Source organism: Micromonospora sp. WMMD712, assembly GCF_029581295.1.
Taxonomy (GTDB): domain Bacteria; phylum Actinomycetota; class Actinomycetes; order Mycobacteriales; family Micromonosporaceae; genus Micromonospora; species Micromonospora carbonacea.
On the sequence record NZ_CP120743.1, the window covers coordinates 2,458,315 to 2,478,786 of the forward strand.

The 20,472-nt window shown below is 74.4% G+C and carries 18 protein-coding genes; 10 read left to right on the plus strand and 8 right to left on the minus strand.

Annotation, left to right across the window (positions count from 1 at the left end; genetic code table 11):
* Positions 1 to 80 precede the first annotated feature (80 nt).
* Positions 81 to 1,757, plus strand: a complete 1,677-nt coding sequence (locus O7633_RS10210; RefSeq protein WP_282328517.1) for a bifunctional diguanylate cyclase/phosphodiesterase — start codon at positions 81 to 83, stop codon at positions 1,755 to 1,757.
* Positions 1,758 to 1,767: 10 nt separating this feature from the next.
* On the opposite strand, the gene O7633_RS10215 is transcribed toward O7633_RS10210, so the two are convergent.
* The 3 genes from O7633_RS10215 to O7633_RS10225 form a co-directional block, all read right to left on the minus strand.
* Positions 1,768 to 2,892 (minus strand): glycosyltransferase family 4 protein, encoded by a 1,125-nt coding sequence (locus O7633_RS10215; protein ID WP_282327523.1) that lies wholly within the window; start codon positions 2,890 to 2,892, stop codon positions 1,768 to 1,770.
* Positions 2,889 to 4,148, minus strand: a complete 1,260-nt coding sequence (locus O7633_RS10220) for a M48 family metallopeptidase (RefSeq protein ID WP_282327524.1) — start codon at positions 4,146 to 4,148, stop codon at positions 2,889 to 2,891. The genes O7633_RS10215 and O7633_RS10220 overlap by 4 nt, the downstream gene beginning before the upstream one ends.
* 203 nt (positions 4,149 to 4,351) lie before the next feature.
* Positions 4,352 to 5,971 carry an NYN domain-containing protein gene (locus O7633_RS10225; protein ID WP_282327526.1) on the minus strand — a complete coding sequence of 540 codons (1,620 nt, stop codon included), beginning with the start codon at positions 5,969 to 5,971 and terminating at the stop codon, positions 4,352 to 4,354.
* Between the two features lie 128 nt (positions 5,972 to 6,099).
* On the opposite strand from O7633_RS10225, the gene O7633_RS10230 reads away from it, so the two are divergent.
* The 5 genes from O7633_RS10230 (at position 6,100) to O7633_RS10250 (ending at position 12,080) form a co-directional block, all read left to right on the plus strand.
* The gene (locus O7633_RS10230) at positions 6,100 to 7,857 is read left to right on the plus strand and encodes a DEDD exonuclease domain-containing protein (protein WP_278128268.1); all 1,758 of its coding nucleotides are present in this window, start codon (positions 6,100 to 6,102) and stop codon (positions 7,855 to 7,857) included.
* Between the two features lie 127 nt (positions 7,858 to 7,984).
* Positions 7,985 to 9,772, plus strand: a complete 1,788-nt coding sequence (locus O7633_RS10235) for an HD domain-containing protein (protein ID WP_278136196.1) — start codon at positions 7,985 to 7,987, stop codon at positions 9,770 to 9,772.
* A gap of 53 nt (positions 9,773 to 9,825) precedes the next feature.
* Positions 9,826 to 10,359, plus strand: coding sequence for an NUDIX domain-containing protein (locus O7633_RS10240; RefSeq protein ID WP_282327528.1), 534 nt, complete (start codon positions 9,826 to 9,828; stop codon positions 10,357 to 10,359).
* Positions 10,356 to 11,252 (plus strand): sugar phosphate nucleotidyltransferase, encoded by an 897-nt coding sequence (locus O7633_RS10245; protein ID WP_282327530.1) that lies wholly within the window; start codon positions 10,356 to 10,358, stop codon positions 11,250 to 11,252. The genes O7633_RS10240 and O7633_RS10245 overlap by 4 nt, the downstream gene beginning before the upstream one ends.
* 540 nt (positions 11,253 to 11,792) lie before the next feature.
* Positions 11,793 to 12,080 (plus strand): Lrp/AsnC ligand binding domain-containing protein, encoded by a 288-nt coding sequence (locus tag O7633_RS10250; RefSeq protein ID WP_043967181.1) that lies wholly within the window; start codon positions 11,793 to 11,795, stop codon positions 12,078 to 12,080.
* A gap of 92 nt (positions 12,081 to 12,172) precedes the next feature.
* Here the strand turns inward: O7633_RS10250 and O7633_RS10255 are convergent, their stop codons facing one another.
* The 5 genes from O7633_RS10255 to O7633_RS10275 all read right to left on the minus strand — a co-directional run bounded on the left by O7633_RS10255 (position 12,173) and on the right by O7633_RS10275 (position 17,320).
* Positions 12,173 to 12,847: a DUF4142 domain-containing protein gene (locus tag O7633_RS10255; RefSeq protein ID WP_282327531.1), complete on the minus strand. Its 675-nt coding sequence runs from the start codon at positions 12,845 to 12,847 to the stop codon at positions 12,173 to 12,175.
* Positions 12,848 to 13,033: 186 nt separating this feature from the next.
* A complete protein-coding gene (locus tag O7633_RS10260) occupies positions 13,034 to 14,659 on the minus strand; it encodes a ubiquinol-cytochrome c reductase cytochrome b subunit (RefSeq protein WP_074474820.1) in 1,626 nt (541 codons plus the stop codon).
* Positions 14,656 to 15,744 (minus strand): Rieske 2Fe-2S domain-containing protein, encoded by a 1,089-nt coding sequence (locus O7633_RS10265; protein ID WP_043967176.1) that lies wholly within the window; start codon positions 15,742 to 15,744, stop codon positions 14,656 to 14,658. The genes O7633_RS10260 and O7633_RS10265 overlap by 4 nt, the downstream gene beginning before the upstream one ends.
* A gap of 67 nt (positions 15,745 to 15,811) precedes the next feature.
* On the minus strand, positions 15,812 to 16,648 hold the full coding sequence (locus tag O7633_RS10270) for a cytochrome c (RefSeq protein ID WP_282327533.1): 837 nt from the start codon (positions 16,646 to 16,648) through the stop codon (positions 15,812 to 15,814).
* A gap of 72 nt (positions 16,649 to 16,720) precedes the next feature.
* On the minus strand, positions 16,721 to 17,320 hold the full coding sequence (locus O7633_RS10275; RefSeq protein WP_043967173.1) for a heme-copper oxidase subunit III: 600 nt from the start codon (positions 17,318 to 17,320) through the stop codon (positions 16,721 to 16,723).
* Between the two features lie 99 nt (positions 17,321 to 17,419).
* Between O7633_RS10275 and O7633_RS10280 the strand changes: the two genes are divergently transcribed.
* The 4 genes from O7633_RS10280 to O7633_RS10295 all read left to right on the plus strand — a co-directional run bounded on the left by O7633_RS10280 (position 17,420) and on the right by O7633_RS10295 (position 20,421).
* Positions 17,420 to 18,397, plus strand: coding sequence for a cytochrome c oxidase assembly protein (locus O7633_RS10280; protein WP_178067696.1), 978 nt, complete (start codon positions 17,420 to 17,422; stop codon positions 18,395 to 18,397).
* Between the two features lie 104 nt (positions 18,398 to 18,501).
* The gene (locus tag O7633_RS10285; RefSeq protein WP_043967169.1) at positions 18,502 to 18,897 is read left to right on the plus strand and encodes a hypothetical protein; all 396 of its coding nucleotides are present in this window, start codon (positions 18,502 to 18,504) and stop codon (positions 18,895 to 18,897) included.
* A gap of 122 nt (positions 18,898 to 19,019) precedes the next feature.
* Positions 19,020 to 20,066, plus strand: a complete 1,047-nt coding sequence (gene trpD, locus O7633_RS10290; RefSeq protein WP_282327536.1) for an anthranilate phosphoribosyltransferase — start codon at positions 19,020 to 19,022, stop codon at positions 20,064 to 20,066.
* A gap of 154 nt (positions 20,067 to 20,220) precedes the next feature.
* On the plus strand, positions 20,221 to 20,421 hold the full coding sequence (locus O7633_RS10295; RefSeq protein ID WP_282327537.1) for a hypothetical protein: 201 nt from the start codon (positions 20,221 to 20,223) through the stop codon (positions 20,419 to 20,421).
* The last annotated feature ends 51 nt before the right edge of the window (positions 20,422 to 20,472 follow it).

A 20,472-nucleotide genomic window follows, 5' to 3' on the forward strand; every position in this document is an offset into this window, starting at 1 on the left:
GTCCGGGGGTTCCCGCCAGCTGCCCGAGCCTGTTCGCCCGGGCCTGGGCGAAGGCGGTCTCCGGCACCAGCTACCTGCCGATGACGCAGGCCCAGCTGGAGGCGCTGCTGCACCGGCTCACCGGGCGGCTGGCCGAGGCGCTGGTGTCCGAGCCGTTCGACGTGCGGGTCGGCCACCAGGTCGGCGCCGAGCTGGTGGCGGCGCACATCGCCTCCGCCGAGGGCCTGGGCCGGACCATCGAGGTCATCCAGCTCCGGCTGCTGCGCGACCTGGGGCTGGTCACCGAGGACGCCGAGGACCGGATGGCCCGGCTGCTGGCCACCGTGGCGACCGGCTACGCCCGCGCGCTGCGGGACCGGACGCTCGACGAGCAGGAGTCGATCCGCCGGGCCGCGATGGTGGCCCGCGCGGAGGCCGAGCGGGCCCTGCGCGACAGCGAGGCCCGGTTCCGCCACCAGGCCACCCACGACCCGCTGACCGACCTGCCCAACCGCACGCTGTTCACCGAGCGGCTGGCCGCCGCGATCGACTCCCCCGGCCGGGGCGCGGACCGGGTCGGGGTGTGCTTCCTCGACCTGGACCGCTTCAAGGTGGTCAACGACTCCCTCGGCCACCAGGTCGGCGACATGCTGCTGGTGTCGGTGGCCGACCGGCTGCGCCGCGCGCTCGGCGAGCACCTGGTCGCCCGCCTCGGCGGCGACGAGTTCGTCATCCTGGTCGAACGCACGGCGGGCACCGACGACGTGGTGAAGGTGGCCGAGACGGCGCTCGCGGCGGTCAGCGAGCCGGCCCTGGTCGACGGGCACGAGCTGACGGTGTCGGCGAGCATCGGCATCGTCGAGCGCCCGGTGGCCGGCACCACCCCGGTCGACCTGATGCGGGCCGCCGACGCCACGCTGCACTGGGCCAAGGCCGACGGCGGCGCGCGCTGGTCGCTGTTCGACGTCGAGCGCAGCCGCCGCGAGCTGGCCCGGTACGCCCTGTCCGCGGCGATACCGGCGGCCCTCGACCGGGGCGAGTTCCACCTCGACTACCAGCCGCTGACGTCCCTGCGCGACGGCCGGGTGCTCGGCGTGGAGGCGCTGGTCCGCTGGCGGCACCCCGAGCTGGGCAAGCTCTACCCGGGCACGTTCATCGAGCTGGCCGAGGAGACCGGGCTGATCGTGCCGCTGGGCAGCTGGGTGCTCGCCGAGGCGTGCCGGGAGGCGGCGACCTGGTCGTCGTTCGGCGCCGCCGCGCCGTTCGTCAGCGTCAACCTGGCGGTCCGCCAGGTGCACCGTCCCGGGCTGGTGCGGGAGGTGCGCGAGGTGCTCGACCGCACCGGCCTGCCGCCCGAGCGGCTCCAGCTGGAGGTCACCGAGAGCACCATGATGAGCGCGGTGGAGGAGCCGGTGCGCGCCCTGCGGGTGCTTGCCGACATGGGCGTGCGGATCGCCATCGACGACTTCGGCACCGGCTACTGCAACCTGACGTACCTGCGGGACCTGCCGGTGACCGAGCTGAAGATCGCCGGGGAGTTCGTGGCGGGGCTGCGCGCCCCGGCGGACGACCCGGCGAGCCGCACCGACGAGCGGATCCTCGCCTCCCTGGTCTCGCTGGCGCGCGCGCTGAACCTCACCGTGACGGCCGAGGGGGTCGAGACCGAGGGGCAGGCCGACCGGCTGCGGGCCATCGGCTGCGACGCCGCCCAGGGCTGGCACTTCGGCAAGCCGGAGCCCGCCGCGCGCCTGCTGGAGCGCCTGTCCGCCGCCGGCTGAGGCGGCGCGGTCAGCCGGCGAGGAGGGCGGCCAGCCGGGCGGCCTGGGTCTCCCAGCGCCACTCCCGCTCCACCCACGCCCGGCCCGCCGCGCCGAGCTGCCGGGCCAGGTCCCGGTCGGCGAGCAGGGTGGCCACCCGGTCGGCGAGCTGGGCGACGTCGCGGCCGGGGACCACGTATCCCGTCTCGCCCTCGCGGACGGCGTCCGGCGCGCCGCCGGAGTCGCCGGCCACCACCGGCAGCCCGGTCGCCGACGCCTCCAGGTAGACGATGCCGAGGCCCTCGACGTCGAGGCCCCGGTTGCGGGTGCGGCAGGGCATCGCGTAGACGTCGCCGGCGGCGTAGTGGGCCGGCAGCTCCGCCGTGGGCACCGAGCCGGTGAAGACGACGTCCCGCTCGACGCCGGCCTGCCGGGCCAGCTTCTCCAGGTCGCCCCGGTAGGGGCCGCCGCCGACGACCAGCAGCGCCGCGTCGGGCACCCGGCGGCGGATCTCCGGCAGGGCCCGGATCAGCATGTCCTGGCCCTTGCGCGGCACCAGGCGGGAGACGCAGACCACGACCGGCCGGTCCGCGAGGCCGAGCCGGGCCCGCACCGGCCCGCCGTCGACCTCCGGATGGTACGTGTCGACGTCGACCCCGGGGGCCAGCCGGTGCAGCTCGGTCAGCCCGTGCAGCGCCCGCTCCAGCCGGACCCGGGTGTACTCGCCCAGGTAGGTGACCACGTCCGCGCCGCGGCCGATCCGGCGCAGCGCCGCGCGGGCCACGGGCAGCGCCGCCCACCCCACCTCGTGCCCGTGGGTCAGGGCGACCGCCCGGCGGACCCCGGCGCGGCGGCGCAGCCCGGCGGCGAGCAGCCCGAGCGGGGCCGCCGCCCCGAACCAGACCGTGTCGCAGTCGTGCCGGCGGGCCAGCCGGGCGGCCCGGCGGGCGATCAGCGGGGTGGGCAGCAGCACCTTGGTGCGTTCCCGGACCACCTCGAACGGCTGGTCCGCGTCGAACTTCTCGGCCCCCCGCCAGCTGGAGGCGTAGACCACCACGGAGCCGGTGGGCTGGCGCACGGCGAGGTTGTGCACGAAGGACTGGATGCCGCCCGGGCGGGGCGGGAAGTCGTTGGTGATCAGCAGCGTGCGGCTCATCTGCCGGTCTCCCTGGCGTAGGCGCGGGCGGCGGCCATCCGCTCGACCGTGGACGGGTGCGACGCCGAGTAGAGGTACTCCCAGCGGGGCGGGTCGGGGTCGGCCAGGTTCACCCCGGCCAGGCGACGCTGCATCGCCTCGAAGGTGGCCGGGTCGCCGGTGAGGGCCAGGGCGTGCGCGTCGGCCCGCGCCTCGACCCGGCGGGACACCAGCGCCTGGGCCGGGGCGGTCACCAGGCCCGCCACCGTGACCAGCGCCAGCAGCAGCGGGAACGCGCGCGGCTCGGCGATCGAGTCGACGCCGGCCAGGCGCAGCAGCGGGCCGGCGGAGCCGAGCAGGTAGAGCACGACCACGCCCAGCGCGGCGCCCAGCGCCCCGGTGAGCGTGCCCGTCCAGACGTCGCGGTCCTTGGCGTGTCCCAGCTCGTGCGCGACGACGCTGGTCACCTCGGCCGGGGTCGCCTCGCGCAGCAGCGTGTCGTAGACGACGACCCGGCGGGTCGGCCCGAGCCCGGAGACGTACGCGTTGACGGCGCGGGTGCGTCGGGACGCGTCGGCGACGAGCACGTCGCGCACCGGCACCCCGTCGCGGGCCGCCAGGGCCGTCAGCTCGGTGCGCAGCGGGCCCTGCTCCATCGGGGTGAACCGGTTGAACACCGGCTCCACCAGCACCGGCAGCACGAACGACAGCAGCACCACCAGCCCGGCGGCGCCGGCCGCGCCGAAGGCCCACCACCAGCGCGGGGCGAGCCGGACGACGGTGTAGAAGCCGAGCAGGGCGAGCGCGCCGATCACGGCGCTGACGGCGTACGACTTGAGCAGGTCGGCCGTCCAGCCGCCCCAGCCCTGGGTGCTCAGCCCGTAGCGGGTGAGGACCGTCTGCCGCCAGGCGGCGAACGGCAGGGTGAGCAGGTCGGCGACCAGCAGCACGGCGAGCCCGCCGAGCACGGCCTGGGCGACCCAGTGGCCGCCGAACGGGCGGGCTGCCAGCTCCACCAGGCGACCGCCCAGCGGGGTCAGGCCGACCGCCAGGGCCACCAGCAGGCCCACGGCGAGGGCGGCCCAGCCGCCGGGGCGCAGCGCGCCACGGAAGGCGCGGGCCCGGGCGACCTGTTCGGCCGGGAGGTCCCGCAGGGCGGCGAGCTGGTCGGCGCGCGGGGCGGGCGGCCGGTGCCAGGGCACGAGCAGGGCGACGGCGACGAGGAGCGCGACGGTGAGCCCGGCGAGGGTGAGCACCGCCCAGCCGCGCGGCGTCACCGGGCCACCCCGCGCTCGCCTCGTGCGCGCCCCATCCGTCGCTCCTCCCGCCGTGAGCGCTCATCCTATTGCCGGCGGCGGCGGGGCCGACCGGGGTGGTCACGTCGTCATGCCGGGGACATGGCGGTATCGGCACGTCCGCGACCCCGCCATGTCGCCGACATGGCGGGCCCGACCCGGCGGGCGCTACGCGGCGTGGCCGGTCAGGACCGGGCGAGGCGACGCAGCAGCGAGTCGGCCCCGAGCGGGTAGGCGCCGTGCCGGCGTACCCCGTCGGCGACCTCGCGGTCGGAGGAGACCACGACGACCGGGCGGCCGGCCGGTTCGGCGCGGACCAGCCGGCGGATCAGCTCGTCGGCGGTCTCCCCCTTGCGGGAGAAGAGCACCCGGACGCCGCGCGGCGTCGGCGGCAGGCCGTGCATCCGCTCCGCGCCGTCGAAGACCACCGTGACCTCGTCGCCGGTCTGCGCCGCGATCCCGCCCAGCCCGGTGATCAGCCGCTTGCGTTGCTGCTCCAGCGACATCTCGCCGAAGCCCCGCTTCGTCACGTTGTAGCCGTCCACCACCAGGTGCGCCTTCGGCAGCGCGAGCAGCTGGTCGAGCCGGGCGGGGTCGTCGGTGTCCCGGGCGCGGGTGGCCGCGCCGGCCGGGGTGGCGCTCGGTTGGTCGGCGAAGGCGTCGGCCACGAAGTCGGCGGGGAACCGGTCGACCGGGTCGAGCGCCAGCTCGCGGCGCAGCCCGACGGCGGCCTGCCCGATCGTCTCCAGCAGCAGCCAGAGCTTCGCGTCGTCGACGGAGCGGGCCTCCTTGGCGCTGGCGCGGGCCACCCCGGCCGCCGCCTCGGCCTCGGCCAGCCGGGCCCGGGCGCGGCGCAGCTCGGCGTCCGCCTCGGTCGCGGCGCGGGTGGCCCGGCCCCGCTCGGTGGCCAGCAGCTCGGCGGCCCGGCGCTCCCGGGCCTGCGCCTCGCGCAGCGTGCGGGCGAGCTGCCGGTTCTCCTCGCGGAGCTGGCCGAGCTCGTCGCGGACCCGGGCCAGCTCGTCGCGGAGCTTGTCGGCCTCGACCCGGGCCACGGCCCGGTCGTGCTCGGCCCGGGTGGCGCGCTGCTCGGCCTCGCGGACCAGCTCGTCGACGACGGCCCGGTCCGCCTCGGCGCGCACCGCCGCGCCGCTGACGTCGATCAACGCCCGCCAGCCCCGGGGCCGGGCGAGGTAGGCCAGGGCGGCGACCTCGACCGGGTCGGCTGCGGCCGGGGCGGTGCCGGCGACCACGGCGGCCCCGAGGTCGCCGGAGTCGGCGAGCACCCGGGCGGTGATCCGCTGCCGGAACAGCGGGTCGGCGGCGAGCTGGGCGGCGATCATCGGCGCGCCCAGCCGCGCCCGCCGGTTGGGCGCGAACTTGGCCACCCGGCGCAGCGGCACGGGCACCTCGTCGCCGGGCAGGACCGGCAGGACGGCGGCGGTGAGCGCCACGATCCGCTGCCGCACGGGCTCCGGCAGCATCGGCTCCGGCTCGGACTCCGACTCTGGCTCGGACTCCGAAGCTGGCTCGGGCTCGGACTCCGAAGCTGGCTCGGGCTCGGACTCCGAAGCTGGCTCGGACTCGGACTCCGGCTCCGGCTCCGGCTCGGGCTCTGCCCCGGGCTCCGGCTCGGCCACCGGGTCCGCCGTCGTCGGCTCGGCCCCCGGCCCGAACCCGGCCGCCGTCGTCGTCGGCGCGGGCGGAGCGCTCCCCCGTGCGGCCGGGGCCTCCTCACCGGGGTGGCGCGCAGCGTCGACCGACTCCTCCTGCGGGAGGCTGTCGTCGTGCGGCTCGGCGAGGGGCATGTGGCAAGTCTCCCACCGCGACCGGGCCCACCGCCCGGTGAGTGAGCTGATCTCTCATCCTAGCCCCAGGGGTGGCCCCTGGGGCTGTTGTGACACGAGTGTCGGACCGGGGGTCTACCGTGCCCGGGGTGGGCGGAGCGGAGTACGTCCAGCAGGCGCTCGCCGGGCTGGGCCAGGCGGCGGGCGGTGGCGTGGATCCGGCGTTGCCGCTGCACGCGACGACGTTCGTGGTGGTCGACCTGGAGACCACCGGCGGCGCGCCGGACGGCGGCGGCATCACCGAGATCGGCGCGGTGAAGGTGCGCGGCGGCGAGGAGCTGGGCGTGCTGGCCACCCTGGTCAACCCGGGCGTGCCGATCCCGCCGTTCATCACCGTGCTGACCGGGATCACCCAGGCCATGCTGGTCCCCGCGCCGCCGATCGAGCAGGTGCTGCCGAGCTTCCTGGAGTTCGTCGCCGACGCGGTGCTGGTCGCCCACAACGCGCCGTACGACGTCGGTTTCCTCAAGGCCGCCTGCGCCCGGCACGGCTACCGCTGGCCCAACCCCCGGGTGCTGGACACGGCGGCGCTGGCCCGGCGGGTGCTCAGCCGCGACGAGGTGCCCAACCGCAAGCTGGGCACCCTGTCGGCCTACTTCCGCACGGCCACCCGGCCCACCCACCGGGCGCTCGACGACGCCAAGGCCACCGTCGACGTGCTGCACGGCCTCATCGCGCGCCTCGGCGGACACCGGGTCGACACCGTCGGGGAGGCGATCGAGTTCGCCCGGGCGGTCACCCCGACGCAGCGGCGCAAGCGCCACCTCGCCGACGGGCTGCCGAAGGCCCCCGGCGTCTACATCTTCCGGGCCGCCGACGACCGGCCGCTCTACGTCGGCACCTCCGGCGACATCGCCACCCGGGTGCGCAGCTACTTCACGGCCGCCGAGAAGCGGGCCCGGATGTCGGAGATGCTGGCCGCCGCCGAGCGGGTGGAGGCGGTCGAGTGCGCCCACTCGCTGGAGGCCGAGGTGCGCGAGCTGCGGCTGATCGGCGCGCACGCGCCGCCGTACAACCGGCGGTCGAAGTTCCCCGAGCGGATGGTCTGGCTCAAGCTCACCGACGGGCCCTACCCCCGGCTGTCGGTGGTGCGGTCGCTGGCCGACGGCGACGAGGCCTACCTCGGCCCGTTCGGCTCCCGACGGGCGGCGGAGCTGGCCGCCGCCGGCTTCCACGACGCGCTCCCGCTGCGCCAGTGCACCCACCGGTTGTCGCTGCGCACGGTCACCCCGGCGTGCGCGCTGGCCGAGCTGGGCCGCTGCCCGGCGCCCTGCGAGCACCGGATCACCCCGGAGGAGTACGCGGCCCGCGCCGTCGACCCGTTCCGCGCGGCCACCGCCACCGACCCGGGGTCCGTGGTGCACGCCCTGCTGGCCCGGATCGGGGCGCTGGCGGCCGACCAGCGCTACGAGGAGGCGGCGGTGGTGCGGGCCCGGCTCGCGGCGGTGCTGCGGGCCACCGTCCGGATGCAACGGTTGACCGCGCTGGCCGGGATCGCCGAGCTGGCCGCCGCCCGGCCGGCCGCCCGGGGCGGCTGGGAGCTGGCCCTGGTCCGGCACGGCCGGCTGGCCGGGGCCGGGGTCTCCCCGCCGGGCGTCCACCCGCGACCGACGATCGAGCTGATCCGGGCGACCGCCGAGACGGTGCCGCCCGGCCCCGGCCCGGTGCCCCGGGCCTCCGCCGAGGAGTCCGAGCGCATCCTGTCCTGGTTGGAGCGACCCGAGACCCGGTTGGTGGAGATGTCCTCCGGCTGGGCGTCCCCGGCCGCCGGAGCGGCCCGCTTCCGTGACCTGCTCAGTAAGATCGAGACCGCCGCATCCCACCAACTCTCGACCGAACGCCCATGACCAAGTGACCGATCGGACGACCCCGACTCGCTTAGGCTGTTAAGGAAGTGCAGTACTGCCCGTTTCGTGGGCCTGCTCCCGTCGCCGTGCCCGGCGACCGAGGGGCCGGGGTGAGGAGGTGTCCCTCGTGGACGTCGACGCCGGACACGGCGCCGCCCTGGGGGGCGCGCTCCCGACCCAGCCGGGCGACCTGCCCCTGGCCCGCCGGCTGCGGTCGCTGCTGAGCTGGCCCACCGGTGAGACAGACCCGGTCACCCACCTGATCCGCACGCACCGGGGCATCCATCCGAGCACCGAGGCGTCGGTGCTGCGCCGGGCGTACACGATCGCGGAGAACATGCACCGCGGCCAGTTCCGCAAGAGCGGCGAGCCGTACATCACCCACCCGCTCGCGGTCGCCCAGATCTGCGCCGAGCTGGGCATGGACGCCACCACGCTGGTGGCCGCGCTGCTGCACGACACGGTGGAGGACACCCGCTACACCCTCCAGGCCCTCGCGGAGGACTTCGGCGGCGAGGTGGCCCACCTGGTCGACGGGGTGACCAAGTTCGACAAGGCGTTCTACGGCAAGGCCGCCGAGGCGGAGACCACCCGCAAGATGATCGTCGCGGCCGGCAAGGACGTCCGGGTCCTGATCATCAAGCTGGCCGACCGGCTGCACAACATGCGCACCCTCGGGGTGCGCTCGGCCGCGTCGCGGGAGCGGATCGCCCGCAAGACGCTGGAGGTGCTGGTCCCGCTCTGCGACCGGCTCGGCATCCAGACCCTCAAACGCGAGCTGGACGACGTGGTGCTGCTGCACCTGGAGCCCGAGGAGCACGCCCGCATCGCGCGGTTCGTGCACGACCGGCCCGGCTGGTCGGCATACCTCGACGACGTGGTCGCCAAGGCGAAGGTGGCGCTGCGCCGCAGCCGCGTCGACGCCCAGGTCTCCCCCCGCCCCCGGCACCTCTACTCGATCTGGAAGGACACCGTCGCCGGCGGGCACGGCGTCCCGTTCGACCTGCCCCGGATCGTGATCGTCGTGGACGGGCCGGCGACCGACTGTTACGCCGCCCTCGGCGCGGTGCACGGCCTCTGGCGGCCCGTGCCGGGCCGGTTCAAGGACTTCATCGCCTCCCCGAAGAACAACCTCTACCGGTCCCTGCACACGAGCGTCTGCGGGCCGAAGGACCGCACCGTCGAGGTGCTGATCCGCACCGAGGAGATGCACCGCGCCGCCGAGTACGGCATCGCCGCCGACTTCCGCTTCCCGCGCCCCGCCGGGGCCGCCGGGCAGGCCGAGCAGCTCGACTGGCTGCGCCGGGTGCTCGACTGGGAGCAGGAGGCCCCCGACCCGGCGCAGTTCCTGGAGTCGCTGCGCTGCGACCTGGCCGAGGCGCAGATCCAGGTCGTCGTCGAGGGGCGGCAGGTGGTGCTGCCGGCGGGGGCCACCCCGGTCGACGTGGCCTACGAGCTGGGCCCCGACCGGGGCGACCGCTGCCTGGCGGCCCGGATCAACGGCCGGCTCGCCCCGCTCTCCTCCGAGCTGGAGGAGGGCGACGTGGTGGAGATCTTCACCGAGTCCGATGCGGAGTCCGGCTTCGAGGCGGACGTCGCCCCGCGGGGCCCCCGCCGGGAGTGGCTCGGCTTCGTCAAGTCCCCGCACGCGCAGATGCAGATCAACCGCTGGTTCGCCGAGCACACCGAGCCGGGCATCTCGATCGCCGACAAGGTCCGCCTCGGCCGGGCCACGATCGGGCTGGCGCTGCGCAAGCACGACCGGGGGCTGGCCAACGACCTGCCGCTGCTGCGGCTGTCGGAGGAGCTGGGCTACCCCGACCTGGAGACCCTGCTGGTGGCGGTCTTCGACCGGGCCCTCGAACCGGACGCGGTGGTCCGGCAGCTCATCGACCTGGTCGACCACCGCCAGTGACGCTTCCGCCCCCGGTGCCCGACCCGCCCGACGCCGGCCACTAGCCTTAGGCGATGATCCCCCGCTCCCGAGCCACCGGACGGGCCTTCGCCTATCAGGTCTTCTACCGACTGCCCGTGTCGGTGCGCCGCCGGCTGGTCCGGCTCGCCACACCGAAGTACATCGTCGGGGCGGTCACCCTGGTCCGCGACGCCGAGGCCGACGGCCCCGGCCGCCTGCTGCTGCTGCGCCAGCCCCCCGGCCACAGCTGGACACTGCCGGCGGGCCTGCTGCAACGCGGCGAGGAGCCGGTCGTCGGCGCGGCCCGCGAGCTGTTCGAGGAGTCCGGGGTCCGGCTCTCCCCCGACCGGCTGCGCCCGGCGGTGCCGAACGCCGTGGTGCACGCGAAGGGCTGGGTGGACGTCGTCTTCGAGGCGGAGGTGCCGGCGTCGACGACGAAGCTGACGGTCGACGGCGCCGAGGTCTTCGAGGCCGCCTGGCACCCGTTGGACGACCTGCCGAGGCTGAGCCGCGCCACGGCGAACCTGCTGGGCCGCTACGGCATCGGGCCGCGCGCCGGCGAGGCACCGTCCGGGCCGGCGGCGTGACCACCCCGGCGGCCGGCGGGCCGGGGCGCTCGGTGGGCCCGGCCGGCGCGCCGGAGGTCTGCGCGGTGGTGCTCGCCGCCGGCGAGGGGACCCGGCTGCGTCCGCTCACCGCACGGCTACCGAAGGCGCTCTGCCCGGTGGGCAACGTGCCGCTGCTCGACCGGGCGTTGGCCCGGCTCGCCGGGCTCGGCCTCGCCGGCCCGGCCCGGGTGGCGGTGAACGCCTGCTACCTCGGCGACCAGGTCGTCGCGCACGTCGGCGACCGGGCCCACCTCTCGGTCGAGCCGGGCGCCCCGCTCGGCACGGCCGGCGGGGTGGGCAACCTGCGGGACTGGATCGCCGGCCGGGGTGTGCTGGTCGGCAACGCCGACGCGTACCTCGCCGACCCGGCGGCCGGCCCGGGGCCGGACGTCGCCGCGCTGCTCGCCGGCTGGGACGGCGAGACCGTACGCCTGCTCGGCCAGCCCGCCGACGACCCGGCCGCCCCCGGCACCTTCTCGGGCCACCGCTTCACCGGCTTCTCGCTGCTGCCGTGGCGGCTGGTGCGGGGCCTCACGGCAGAGCCGGGCGACCTGGTCCGGGCGGTGTGGCGGCCGGCCGAGGCGGCCGGGGCGCTGACCGTCGTGCCCTACGCCGGCACCTTCTACGACACCGGCACGCCCGCCGACTACCTGGCGGCCAACCTGCACGCGGCGGGCGGCGGCAACCTGGTCGACCCGACCGCCTCGGTCACCGGCCGCTGCCGGGAGGCGGTGGTGGGCGCGGGGGCCACCGTGCGGGGCGAGGTGACCCGGTCGGTGCTCTGGCCGGGCGCGGAGGTGGCCGCCGGGGAGCACCTGACCGGGGTGGTCCGCGTCGCCGGGGGCCTGACCGTCGCGGCGGAGCCCCGCTGAGCCCTGGCCCACCCCGGCCGGCTCGGGTCCCCCGCCCCGACCTGCCCCGGCCCGCCCGGTCCGCCTCGGCCTGCCCCCGGCCCGCCCGGTCCGCCTCGGCCTGCCCCGGCCCGCTTTGATCGGCTGCGGTATCCAGGTCGCGCCCGAGTGCGTGACGGATCGTGATCGGGGCCTCGCCGACCCCACCCGCTGTTTCCGTCCCCTTTGCTCTGCACCCATCCACGCATCGGTCGCCCGACGTGATCGGGTCACCGTCTCCACCCACCTCACTGCCACACATTCACGCAGCTCCACGCGGTGTTGCGCCCGTGGGTGCAGAGCAAAGGAGGCGGGAGATGTCGGCCGGGGCCCGAGGACGGTAGCGCAGAGTGAGACAAGTCCGCGCCCGCGAGAGCCCTCACGACGATCGCGGAGAGTAGCCGGCGCAGGTGCCGCCGACGGGTCACGCCCCACCGCTGCCCAGGATCAGTTGGACGGGCCTACGATGGTCGTCGACGCCACCACCGGCGTGGCGTGCACCGCGCGACGAAGGGCAGACCAGTGATCACCGCGATCGTCCTGATCGACTGCGCCACCGACTCGATCCCCGAGGTGGCCGAGAACCTGGCGGCCCTGCCCGGGGTGAGCGAGGTCTACTCGGTGGCCGGGCACGTCGACCTGATCGCCATCGTGCGGGTGCGGGAGTTCGACCAGATCGCCCAGGTCATCGCCGGCAGCATCTCCAAGGTGCCCGGCGTGATCAACACCGAGTCGCACATCGCCTTCCGGGCCTACTCCCAGCACGACCTGGAGGAGGCGTTCGCGATCGGGCTGGCCGGCACCGACTGACCCGACCCGCGCCGCCGCGGCCCTGCGACGCCACGACGGTGGTAGCCAGCCCACCGGTCGGGTGGACTGGCTACCGCCTGGGTGTCTCGACGTCAGCTCACGCTCGGGGCCGGCGTCTCGGTGTTCTCCGGGGTCGGCGACTCGAAGGTGCCGCCCGGCGTCGGGGCCTCGCTGCTGCCGCCCGGAGCGGGCGTCGTGGTGGTCGCGCCCGGGCTGGGCGTGCCGCTGGCGCTGGTCTGCGGGACCGGGACGCCGAGGGTCTGGGCCAGGGCCACCAGCGCGTCGTAGTGCGCCTGGAGCACCGGCAGGGCGTTCTGGGCCAGCTGGACCACCGACTGCTCGGTGCCCTGCGAGATCTCCGTCTGGGTGGCCTGGATGGCCTGGACGTGACCCGCCAGCTCGGCGGTCACCCACGCCTTGTCGAACTCGGCGCCGCTGAGCTTCTTCAGCTTGTTGATGACCTTCTGCTGGTCGGCGGTCGGGGCACCCGGCAGCTTGACGTTGAGCTGCTGCGCGGTGTCCTGCACCGTCTGGTCGAGCTGGGTGTGGTCCGTCACGAACTGGGCACCCAGGTCCTTGACCTGCTGGTTCTGACCCTTCTGCTGCGCCAGGTTCCCGGATTCGATCTCCGCGAGGTTCACCTGGTGCAGCGCCTGCAGGTACTGGCTGTCCTGCGTCGACGGCTGTGCGGCCTGAGCCGCCGCCGCGGGCGCCAGCCCCGCCACCACCAGGGCGGCGAGCAGTCCGAGGCGCTTGAGACCCAACATGTTTCCCTCCCCCTTTTTCGTTGGACCGCACGGATACCCGGCTGACCCGGATTAACCCTGCGAACCCGCAGCCGCCTCGCGGGAGGCGCCGGGGTGCCGGCGACGCCCGGCGGACGCCCGGGGGCGGAAACGGGACGTGGCGTCCGCCGAGGAACCGGCGGACGCCACGTGCGGCTTGCGGGAGGGTCAGCGGCGGGTGTCCCCGCTGGTGATCTCCTTGCGCTCCGGCCGGGGCTCGACCGGCGGGTGCCCCGGCGAGACCGGCGCCTCGGCCGGCTTCTCGATGGGGTAGAAGAAGCCCCGGATGGCGGGCCCGAGGGCACCGAGCCGGTTCATCTTCTTGGGCACCACCCAGCCGGCGTACTCCAGCTCGCCGTGGCCGTCGTGGCCACCGGCGGCCAGCGGCTGGTGGACCTCCTCGAACCGGCCGTCCGGCAGCCGGCGGATGATGCCGGTCTCCACGCCGTGCGCCAGCACCTCCCGGTCGTGCTGCTGGAGGCCGAGGCAGATCCGGTAGGTCACGTAGTACGCCAGCGGCGGGATCACCAGCAGGCCGATCCGGCCCGCCCAGGTCATCGCGTTGAGGCTGATGTGGAACTTGTCCGCGATCACGTCGTTGCCGCCGGAGAGGGTCAGCACGATGTAGAACGCCACCGCCATCGCGCCGATCGCGGTCCGCTCGGGGACGTCGCGGGGGCGCTGGAGCAGGTTGTGGCTGCGGTAGTCCTTGAGCCGGCGGGCCTCCACGAACGGGTAGAGCGTGGAGAGGCCGACCAGGACGCCCGGCAGCACGACGGTGGGCCAGAACAGCGGCGGGATGACGTACCCGTCGCCGATCGGGATGTTGATCTCCCACGCGGGCATGAGGCGGGTCGAGCCGTCGAGGAACATGACGTACCAGTCGGGCTGGCTGGCGGCCGAGACCACCCACGCCTCGTACGGGCCGAAATACCAGATCGGGTTGATCTGGAACAGGCCGCCCATCAGCGCGATCACGCCGAAGACGACCATGAAGAAGCCGCCCTGCTTGAGCGCGTAGCGCGGGAACATCCGCTCGCCGACCACGTTGTCGTTGGTCCGGCCGGGGCCGGGCCACTGGGTGTGCTTCTGCTTGAAGACCAGGCCGAGGTGGGCGCTGATCAGCGCCACCAGCAGGCCCGGGATGAGCAGCACGTGGGCGATGAAGAACCGGCTGATGATGATCTCGCCGGGGAACTCCCCGCCGAAGATCGACGAGGTGACCCAGGAGCCGATCACCGGGATCGACAGCATGATGCCGGAGGCGATCCGCAGACCGGTGCCGGAGAGGCCGTCGTCCGGCAGCGAGTAGCCGGTGAAGCCGGCCAGGAAGCCGACCCAGAACAGCAGCGAGCCGATGATCCAGTTGGTCTCGCGCGGCTTGCGGAACGCGCCGGTGAAGAAGACCCGCAGCATGTGCACGACGATCGCGGCCATGAACAGCAGCGCCGACCAGTGGTGCATCTGCCGCATGATCAGGCCGCCGCGGACGTCGAACGAGATGTCCAGGCTGGAGGCGTACGCGGCCGACATCGGCGTGCCCCGCAGCGGGGCGTAGCTGCCGTTGTAGACCACCTCGGTCATCGCCGGCTCGTAGAAGAACGTCAGGAAGACGCCGGTCAGCAGCAGCACGACGAACGAGAACAGCGCGATCTCGCCGAGCAGGAACGACCAGTGGTCGGGGAAGACCTTGTTCAGCAGCTTGCGCAGCGGCGTGGAGACCCCGAAGCGGTCGTCCACCCCCACCGCGGCCTTGCCCGGAACGGAGGCCATGTCCAACTTACGACGCTTCACGGCCGCTCCCAGAAGTCAGGCCCGACGGTCTCGGTGTAGTCCGACCGCGCCACGAAGAAGCCCTCGTCGTCCACCTCGATCGGCAGCTGCGGAAGCCGCCGGCTCGCGGGGCCGAAGACCGGCCGGGCGTTGTCGGTGATCAGGAACTGCGACTGGTGGCACGGGCAGAGCAGCCGGTTGGTCTGCTGCTCGTACAGGCTCGCCGGGCAGCCCGCGTGCGTGCAGATCTTGGAGAACGCCGCGTAGTTGCCCCACATGTAGTTCCCGTGGCCGACCCGCTGGTTGGCCTCGCGGGAGACCTGGGCGTCGGACTCCCGCAGGTGGATCAGCAGCGTCGGGGAGTCGGCGTGCTTGTTGCTCACCCCGTGCTCGATGCCGGGGAAGACGGTGAGCTGGCCGCCGGCGCTGATGTCCGCCGGGCGGATCGGCCGGCCGTCCTCGCGGACCAGCCGGATCTTGCGGCCGTCGGCCGGCGCGAAGCCGGTGGTGAACATCTGGTTGTTCTTGTGCGGGTTGGAGATCAGGCCGCCGACCAGCGGGGCCGCCGCGACCGCGCCGACGGGCGCGAGGCCGGCGAGCAGCGAGATGCCCAGCAGCGGGCGACGCTTCACGCCCATCTCGTCGGCGAGGTAGAGCATCGTCTCGCCGGTGATCTTGCGGCTCTCCGCCACGTTCGGGTCGTTCTCGTGCCGGTCCTGGATCGACACCTCCTTGGGCAGCAGCTTCTTGCCCCAGGTCAGGATGCCGAAGCCGATGCCCAGCAGGGCGACGCCGAGGGTGAGGCCGAGCAGCGGGGTGTAGTACTTGTCCCCGCCGGTGCCCGGCTCGTACTCCCACGGCCACCAGATGTAGACGACCAGGAAGGCGGTGGCGGCCAGGCCGGTCAGCAGGAACATCGAGGCGACCGTGCGGGTCAGCCGGCGCTCGGCCTTGCTGCCCGGGACGACCTGCTCCTCGTAGTGGACGATCTCGATGTCGTCCCGGCGCGCGCCCTCCCGGACGATGTCGAACCGGCTCAGCCGCGGGTCGTGGACGTCGAGCGGCTCCGGGCCCTGGTGGGCCTGGTGCTCGGTCTTGGTGCTCATGCCGTCACCTCGCTACGGGCGGTGCCGGACCGCGGCACCGCAGCGCTGAATCGAATGATCCGCTCGGTCACGACTTGCCCGCGATCCACAGGCTGGCGAAGACGAGCGCGACGATGCCGATCAGGAAGATCGCCAGCCCCTCGGTGGACGGCCCGTACCGGCCGAGGTTGAAGCCACCCTGGTCCTGGTCGTGCTTCAGGGTGTCCTGGATGTAGGCGATGATGTCCGCCTTCTGCTCCGGGGTGATCTGGTTGTCGCCGAACACCGGCATGTTCTGCGGGCCGCTGAGCATCGCGGCGTAGATCTGGCGGTCGCTGGCCGGGCGCAGGCTCGGCGCGTACTTGCCGGAGGAGAGCGCGCCGCCACCGCCACCGAAGGCGTGGCACTGCGAGCAGTTGATCCGGAACAGCTCGCCGCCGGTGGCCAGGTTGGCGCCCTCGCGCAGGTCGCCCTCGGGGACCTGCGGACCCCCGCCGAGCTCCTGGACGTACTGGCCGAGCTGGCGGACCTGCTCGTCGGTGAAGACCGGCGGCTTGCGCATGGCCTGCGCCTCCTGCCGGGCCATCGGCATCCGGCCGGAGCTCACCTGGAACTCGACGGAGGCCGAGCCGACCCCGATCAGGCTCGGGCCACGACCCTCGACACCCTGCGCGTTACGGCCGTGGCAGGTCACGCAGCTCACGTCGAACAGCGCCTTGCCCTCGGCGGCGGCGCCGGTGAGCGGCGGGTTTTCCTGCGCCTGCACGCCGGGGGCGAAGACGGTGTAGGCGCCGCCGGCCAGCGTGAGCGCGGCGATCAGGCGGACCGCGGCGCCCAGCCGGCGGCGGCCCCTGCTGCGCGCTGCGGACCGCCCGCCGCGCAACCGCGCGAGCAGACCGCGTCGGCGGTCGTTGTCAGAAGTCATGACCTGTGTCCTTAACCGGTGGGACCTTGTCTCAGAGGACGGGGCAGCGGCGCGGTTTGTGACGCGCCAAGATCACTGAAGCCAGTAGATCATGGCGTAGAGGCCGATCCACACGACGTCGACGAAGTGCCAGTAGTACGACACGACGATCGCCGACGTGGCCTGCGCCGGGGTGAACCGGCCCATGGTCGTGCGGACCATGAAGATGATGAAGGCGACCAGGCCGCCGGTCACGTGCAGGCCGTGGAAGCCGGTGGTCAGGTAGAACATCGACCCGTACCCGTCCGCGTTGATCTTCACGCCCTCGTGCACCAGGGTCACGTACTCGTTCAGCTGACCGAGCACGAAGATCAGACCCATCACGAAGGTGATCGTGAACCAGCGCCGCAGGGCGTGGACGTCACCCTTCTCGGCGGCGAACACCCCGAGCTGGCAGGTCACCGAGGACAGCACCAGGATCACCGTGAAGGTGGTCGCGTACGGGATGTTGAGGTGCTCGGTGTGCTTCGCCCACTGCTCCGGCGCCGCCGCGCGGATGGAGAAGTACATCGCGAACAGCGCCGCGAAGAACATGAGTTCGCTGGAGAGCCACACGATCGTCCCGACGCTGACCATGTTGGGCCGCGTCAGGGAGTGGATCCGGCTCTTGTCAATGGCTGGGGCCGCAGTCACGCGGTCATTATTGCCCCTGACCACGGCCGGCGATCAGCGGGGGGCCAAACCCGTGGCGTCGGTGGCCCGATCGTGGCGGTCCGGTTCGCCTGGCCTAGCCTGAAACGCGTGCAGCACGTCGCTCAGATCCTCGCCGCCACCTCGGCGGTCGCCGCGCCCGGGGCGCTCGCGGCCGGCGGGGACCCGCTGCCGCCGCCGTTCACCGTGGCCCGCGTGTTCACCGAGACCCGGCTGGACAGCTGGCTGGCCCTCGGGCTGGTGCTCGCCGCCGGGCTCTACCTCTACGGGGTCTACCGGCTGCGGCTGCGCGGGGACCGCTGGCCGGTCTCCCGCACCGTCTTCTTCCTCGGCCCCGGCCTCGGCGGCATCGCGGCGGTCACCGTCAGCGGCCTGCACGCGTACGACACCGCGCTGCTGTCGGTGCACATGGTGCAGCACATGGTGCTGTCGATGGTCTCCCCCATCTTCCTGGCCCTCGGCGCGCCGGTCACCCTGGCGCTGCGCACCCTGCCGGTCGGGCCGCGCAAGCGGCTGCTGGCGATCGTGCACAGCCGTGTCGCCCGGGTCTACACGTTCCCGCTGGTGGCGTTCGCCATCTTCGTGGTGAACCCGTTCGCGCTCTACTTCAGCGACCTCTACCGCTACACCCTCGAACACGCCTGGGCGCACGAGCTGGTGCACGCGCACTTCATCATGACCGGCTGCGTGTTCTTCTGGCCGCTGCTCGGGCTCGACCCGCTGCCGGGGCGCTGGCCGTACCCGGCGCGGGCGCTGCTGATGGTGCTGTCGGTGCCGTTCCACACCGTGCTCGGGCTCACGATCATGCAGAGCACCACGCTGTTCGGCGGCGACTGGTACCCGTCGCTCGGCCTCACCTGGTCCGACCCCGCCGCCGACCAGGTGGTCGCCGGGGGCATCCTGTGGGCCGGCGGCGAGTTCGTCAGCGTGACGATGCTCGCGGTCCTGGTGGTGCAGTGGGTGCGCCAGTCGGAGCGGGAGGCCCGCCGGCTCGACCGCGAGCTGGACCGCCAGGAGGCCCGCGAGCGCGCCGACCAGGCCGCGAAGTCCCCGGCCTGACCAGCGGATTCCGGTACGACCACCGGCCCGCCCGGGCAGGACATCGGCTGCCCGGCGGTGGCGGGTACGATGCTCGGCAGCTACGAGGTGGGAGTCAGCCAGCGATGAGCGATCGTCTTTGCACCGTCCTGCTCTACAGCGACGACCCGCAGGTCCGTGACCGGATGCGGCTGGCCGTCGGCACCCGCCCGGCCCCCGGGCTGCGCGTCGAGTTCGTCGACGCCTCCGACTACGCCGGGTGCGTGCGGCTGGTCGACGAGTACGAGATCGACCTGATGCTGCTCGACGGCGAGGCGAGCCCCGGCGGCGGCCTCGGCATCGCCCGGCAGATCAAGGACGACCGGGACGACGCTCCCCCGACCTGCCTGGTGATCGCCCGTGCCGCCGACCGCTGGCTGGCCGCGTACGCCGAGGTCGACGCCACCCTCGTGCACCCGCTCGACCCGGTGACCACCGGCGCCACCGTGGCCGAGCTGCTGCGCAGCCACGCCCCCGCCTGAGTCGCCCCCACCTGGGTCGCCCCGGCCCGCACGCCACCGGCGTCGCCGGCCCGGTCGTGCCGGCCCGCGCCCCGGGCGGCACCCGTCCCTCCGCACCCCCACGCCCGCTCGGGAGGCCCGCCATGGGCGAACGGAACTGGCCGTACCTGCTCGGCGCGCTGCTGCGCGGGGAGGAACTCACCACCGCGGACACCGCCTGGGCGATGGGCGAGATCATGTCCGGCTCGGCGGCGCCGGCCCAGATCGCCGGCTTCGCCGTCGCGCTGCGGGCCAAGGGCGAGACGCCGGCCGAGGTCGCCGGGCTGGTCGAGGCGATGCTCGGCGAGGCGGTCCCGGTCGAGCTGCCGGAGGAGCTGCGGTCGTCGGCGCTCGACGTGGTCGGCACCGGCGGTGACCTCGCCCACACCGTGAACATCTCCACCATGGCCGCCCTCGTGGTGGCCGGCGCGGGCGTCCGCGTGGTCAAGCACGGCAACCGCGCCGCCTCGTCGTCCTGCGGCACCGCCGACCTGCTGGAGTTCCTGGGCGTGCCGCTGGACCTGACCCCGGAGGGGGTGGCCCGCTGCGTGACCGAGGCCGGCATCGGCTTCTGCTTCGCCGGCCGGTTCCACCCGGGCATGCGGCACGCCGGCCCCGTCCGGCGTGAGCTGGGCGTCCCGACGTTCTTCAACTTCCTCGGCCCGCTGACCAACCCGGCCCGGCCCCGGGCCGGCGCGGTCGGCTGCTTCGACCCGCGGATGGCCCCGGTGATGGCCGCCGTCTTCGCCGCCCGGGGCGATTCGGTGCTGGTGCTGCGCGGCGAGGACGGCCTCGACGAGTTCACCACCGCCGCGCCGACCCGGGTCTGGGCGGCCCAGGGCGGCACCGTGCGGGAGGCGCTGCTGGACTCGGCGGACCTCGGGGTGCCCCGGGTGACCCTCGCCGACCTGCGGGGCGGTGACGCGGCGTACAACGCCGGGGTGGCCCGTCGGCTGCTGGCCGGCGAGGCGGGCCCGGTCCGCGACGCGGTGCTGGTCAACGCCGCCGCCGCGCTGGCCACCCAGGGGCCGCTGGGCGGCGACCTGACCGAGGCGCTGCGCGCCGGGATGGCCCGCGCCGCCGCGTCGATCGACTCCGGGGCCGCCGCGGCGGTGCTGGACCGCTGGGTCGAGGTGGCCCGCTCCGCCTGAGCCGCCGCCTCGGCCCGCCCCGCCGACGCGAGCGCCGTCCAGCCCGCTCCGCCGACGCGAGCGCCGTTCGGCCCGCCCCTGACGGGAATTGTCGGACTCCCGTGGGAAACTACAGCCGAGTGATTCTCATGCCCCGGCCAGGAGAGGAGACGCCGTGTCCGACCGCGAGCTCCACTGCGACACCTGCGAGGGCGTGCGGCCGTTCGAGACCCCGCCGTGCGCCGACGGCCACGGCGTCGACTGCCCGGAGCTGGTCTGCACCGGCTGCGGCACGGCGCTGCTGATCGCCACGTTCACGTTCCCGGCGACCCGGCTCGCCACCGGCACCGCCCACGCCCCCCGCCGCGCGGCCTGACCCGGCCCGACCCGGATGGGTGTCGGCCATGTCGGCGACATGGCGGTAACC

Excerpts from the sequence above, each read along its gene's own strand:
- O7633_RS10210 (WP_282328517.1), top strand. The coding sequence starts at position 81 with ATGACGCAGGCCCAGCTGGAGGCGCTGCTGCACCGGCTCACCGGGCGG.
- O7633_RS10215 (WP_282327523.1), bottom strand. The coding sequence starts at position 2,892 with ATGAGCCGCACGCTGCTGATCACCAACGACTTCCCGCCCCGCCCGGGC.
- O7633_RS10225 (WP_282327526.1), bottom strand. The coding sequence starts at position 5,971 with ATGCCCCTCGCCGAGCCGCACGACGACAGCCTCCCGCAGGAGGAGTCG.
- O7633_RS10240 (WP_282327528.1), top strand. The coding sequence starts at position 9,826 with ATGATCCCCCGCTCCCGAGCCACCGGACGGGCCTTCGCCTATCAGGTC.
- O7633_RS10255 (WP_282327531.1), bottom strand. The coding sequence starts at position 12,847 with ATGTTGGGTCTCAAGCGCCTCGGACTGCTCGCCGCCCTGGTGGTGGCG.
- O7633_RS10265 (WP_043967176.1), bottom strand. The coding sequence starts at position 15,744 with ATGAGCACCAAGACCGAGCACCAGGCCCACCAGGGCCCGGAGCCGCTC.
- O7633_RS10270 (WP_282327533.1), bottom strand. The coding sequence starts at position 16,648 with ATGACTTCTGACAACGACCGCCGACGCGGTCTGCTCGCGCGGTTGCGC.
- O7633_RS10285 (WP_043967169.1), top strand. The coding sequence starts at position 18,502 with ATGAGCGATCGTCTTTGCACCGTCCTGCTCTACAGCGACGACCCGCAG.
- trpD (WP_282327536.1), top strand. The coding sequence starts at position 19,020 with ATGGGCGAACGGAACTGGCCGTACCTGCTCGGCGCGCTGCTGCGCGGG.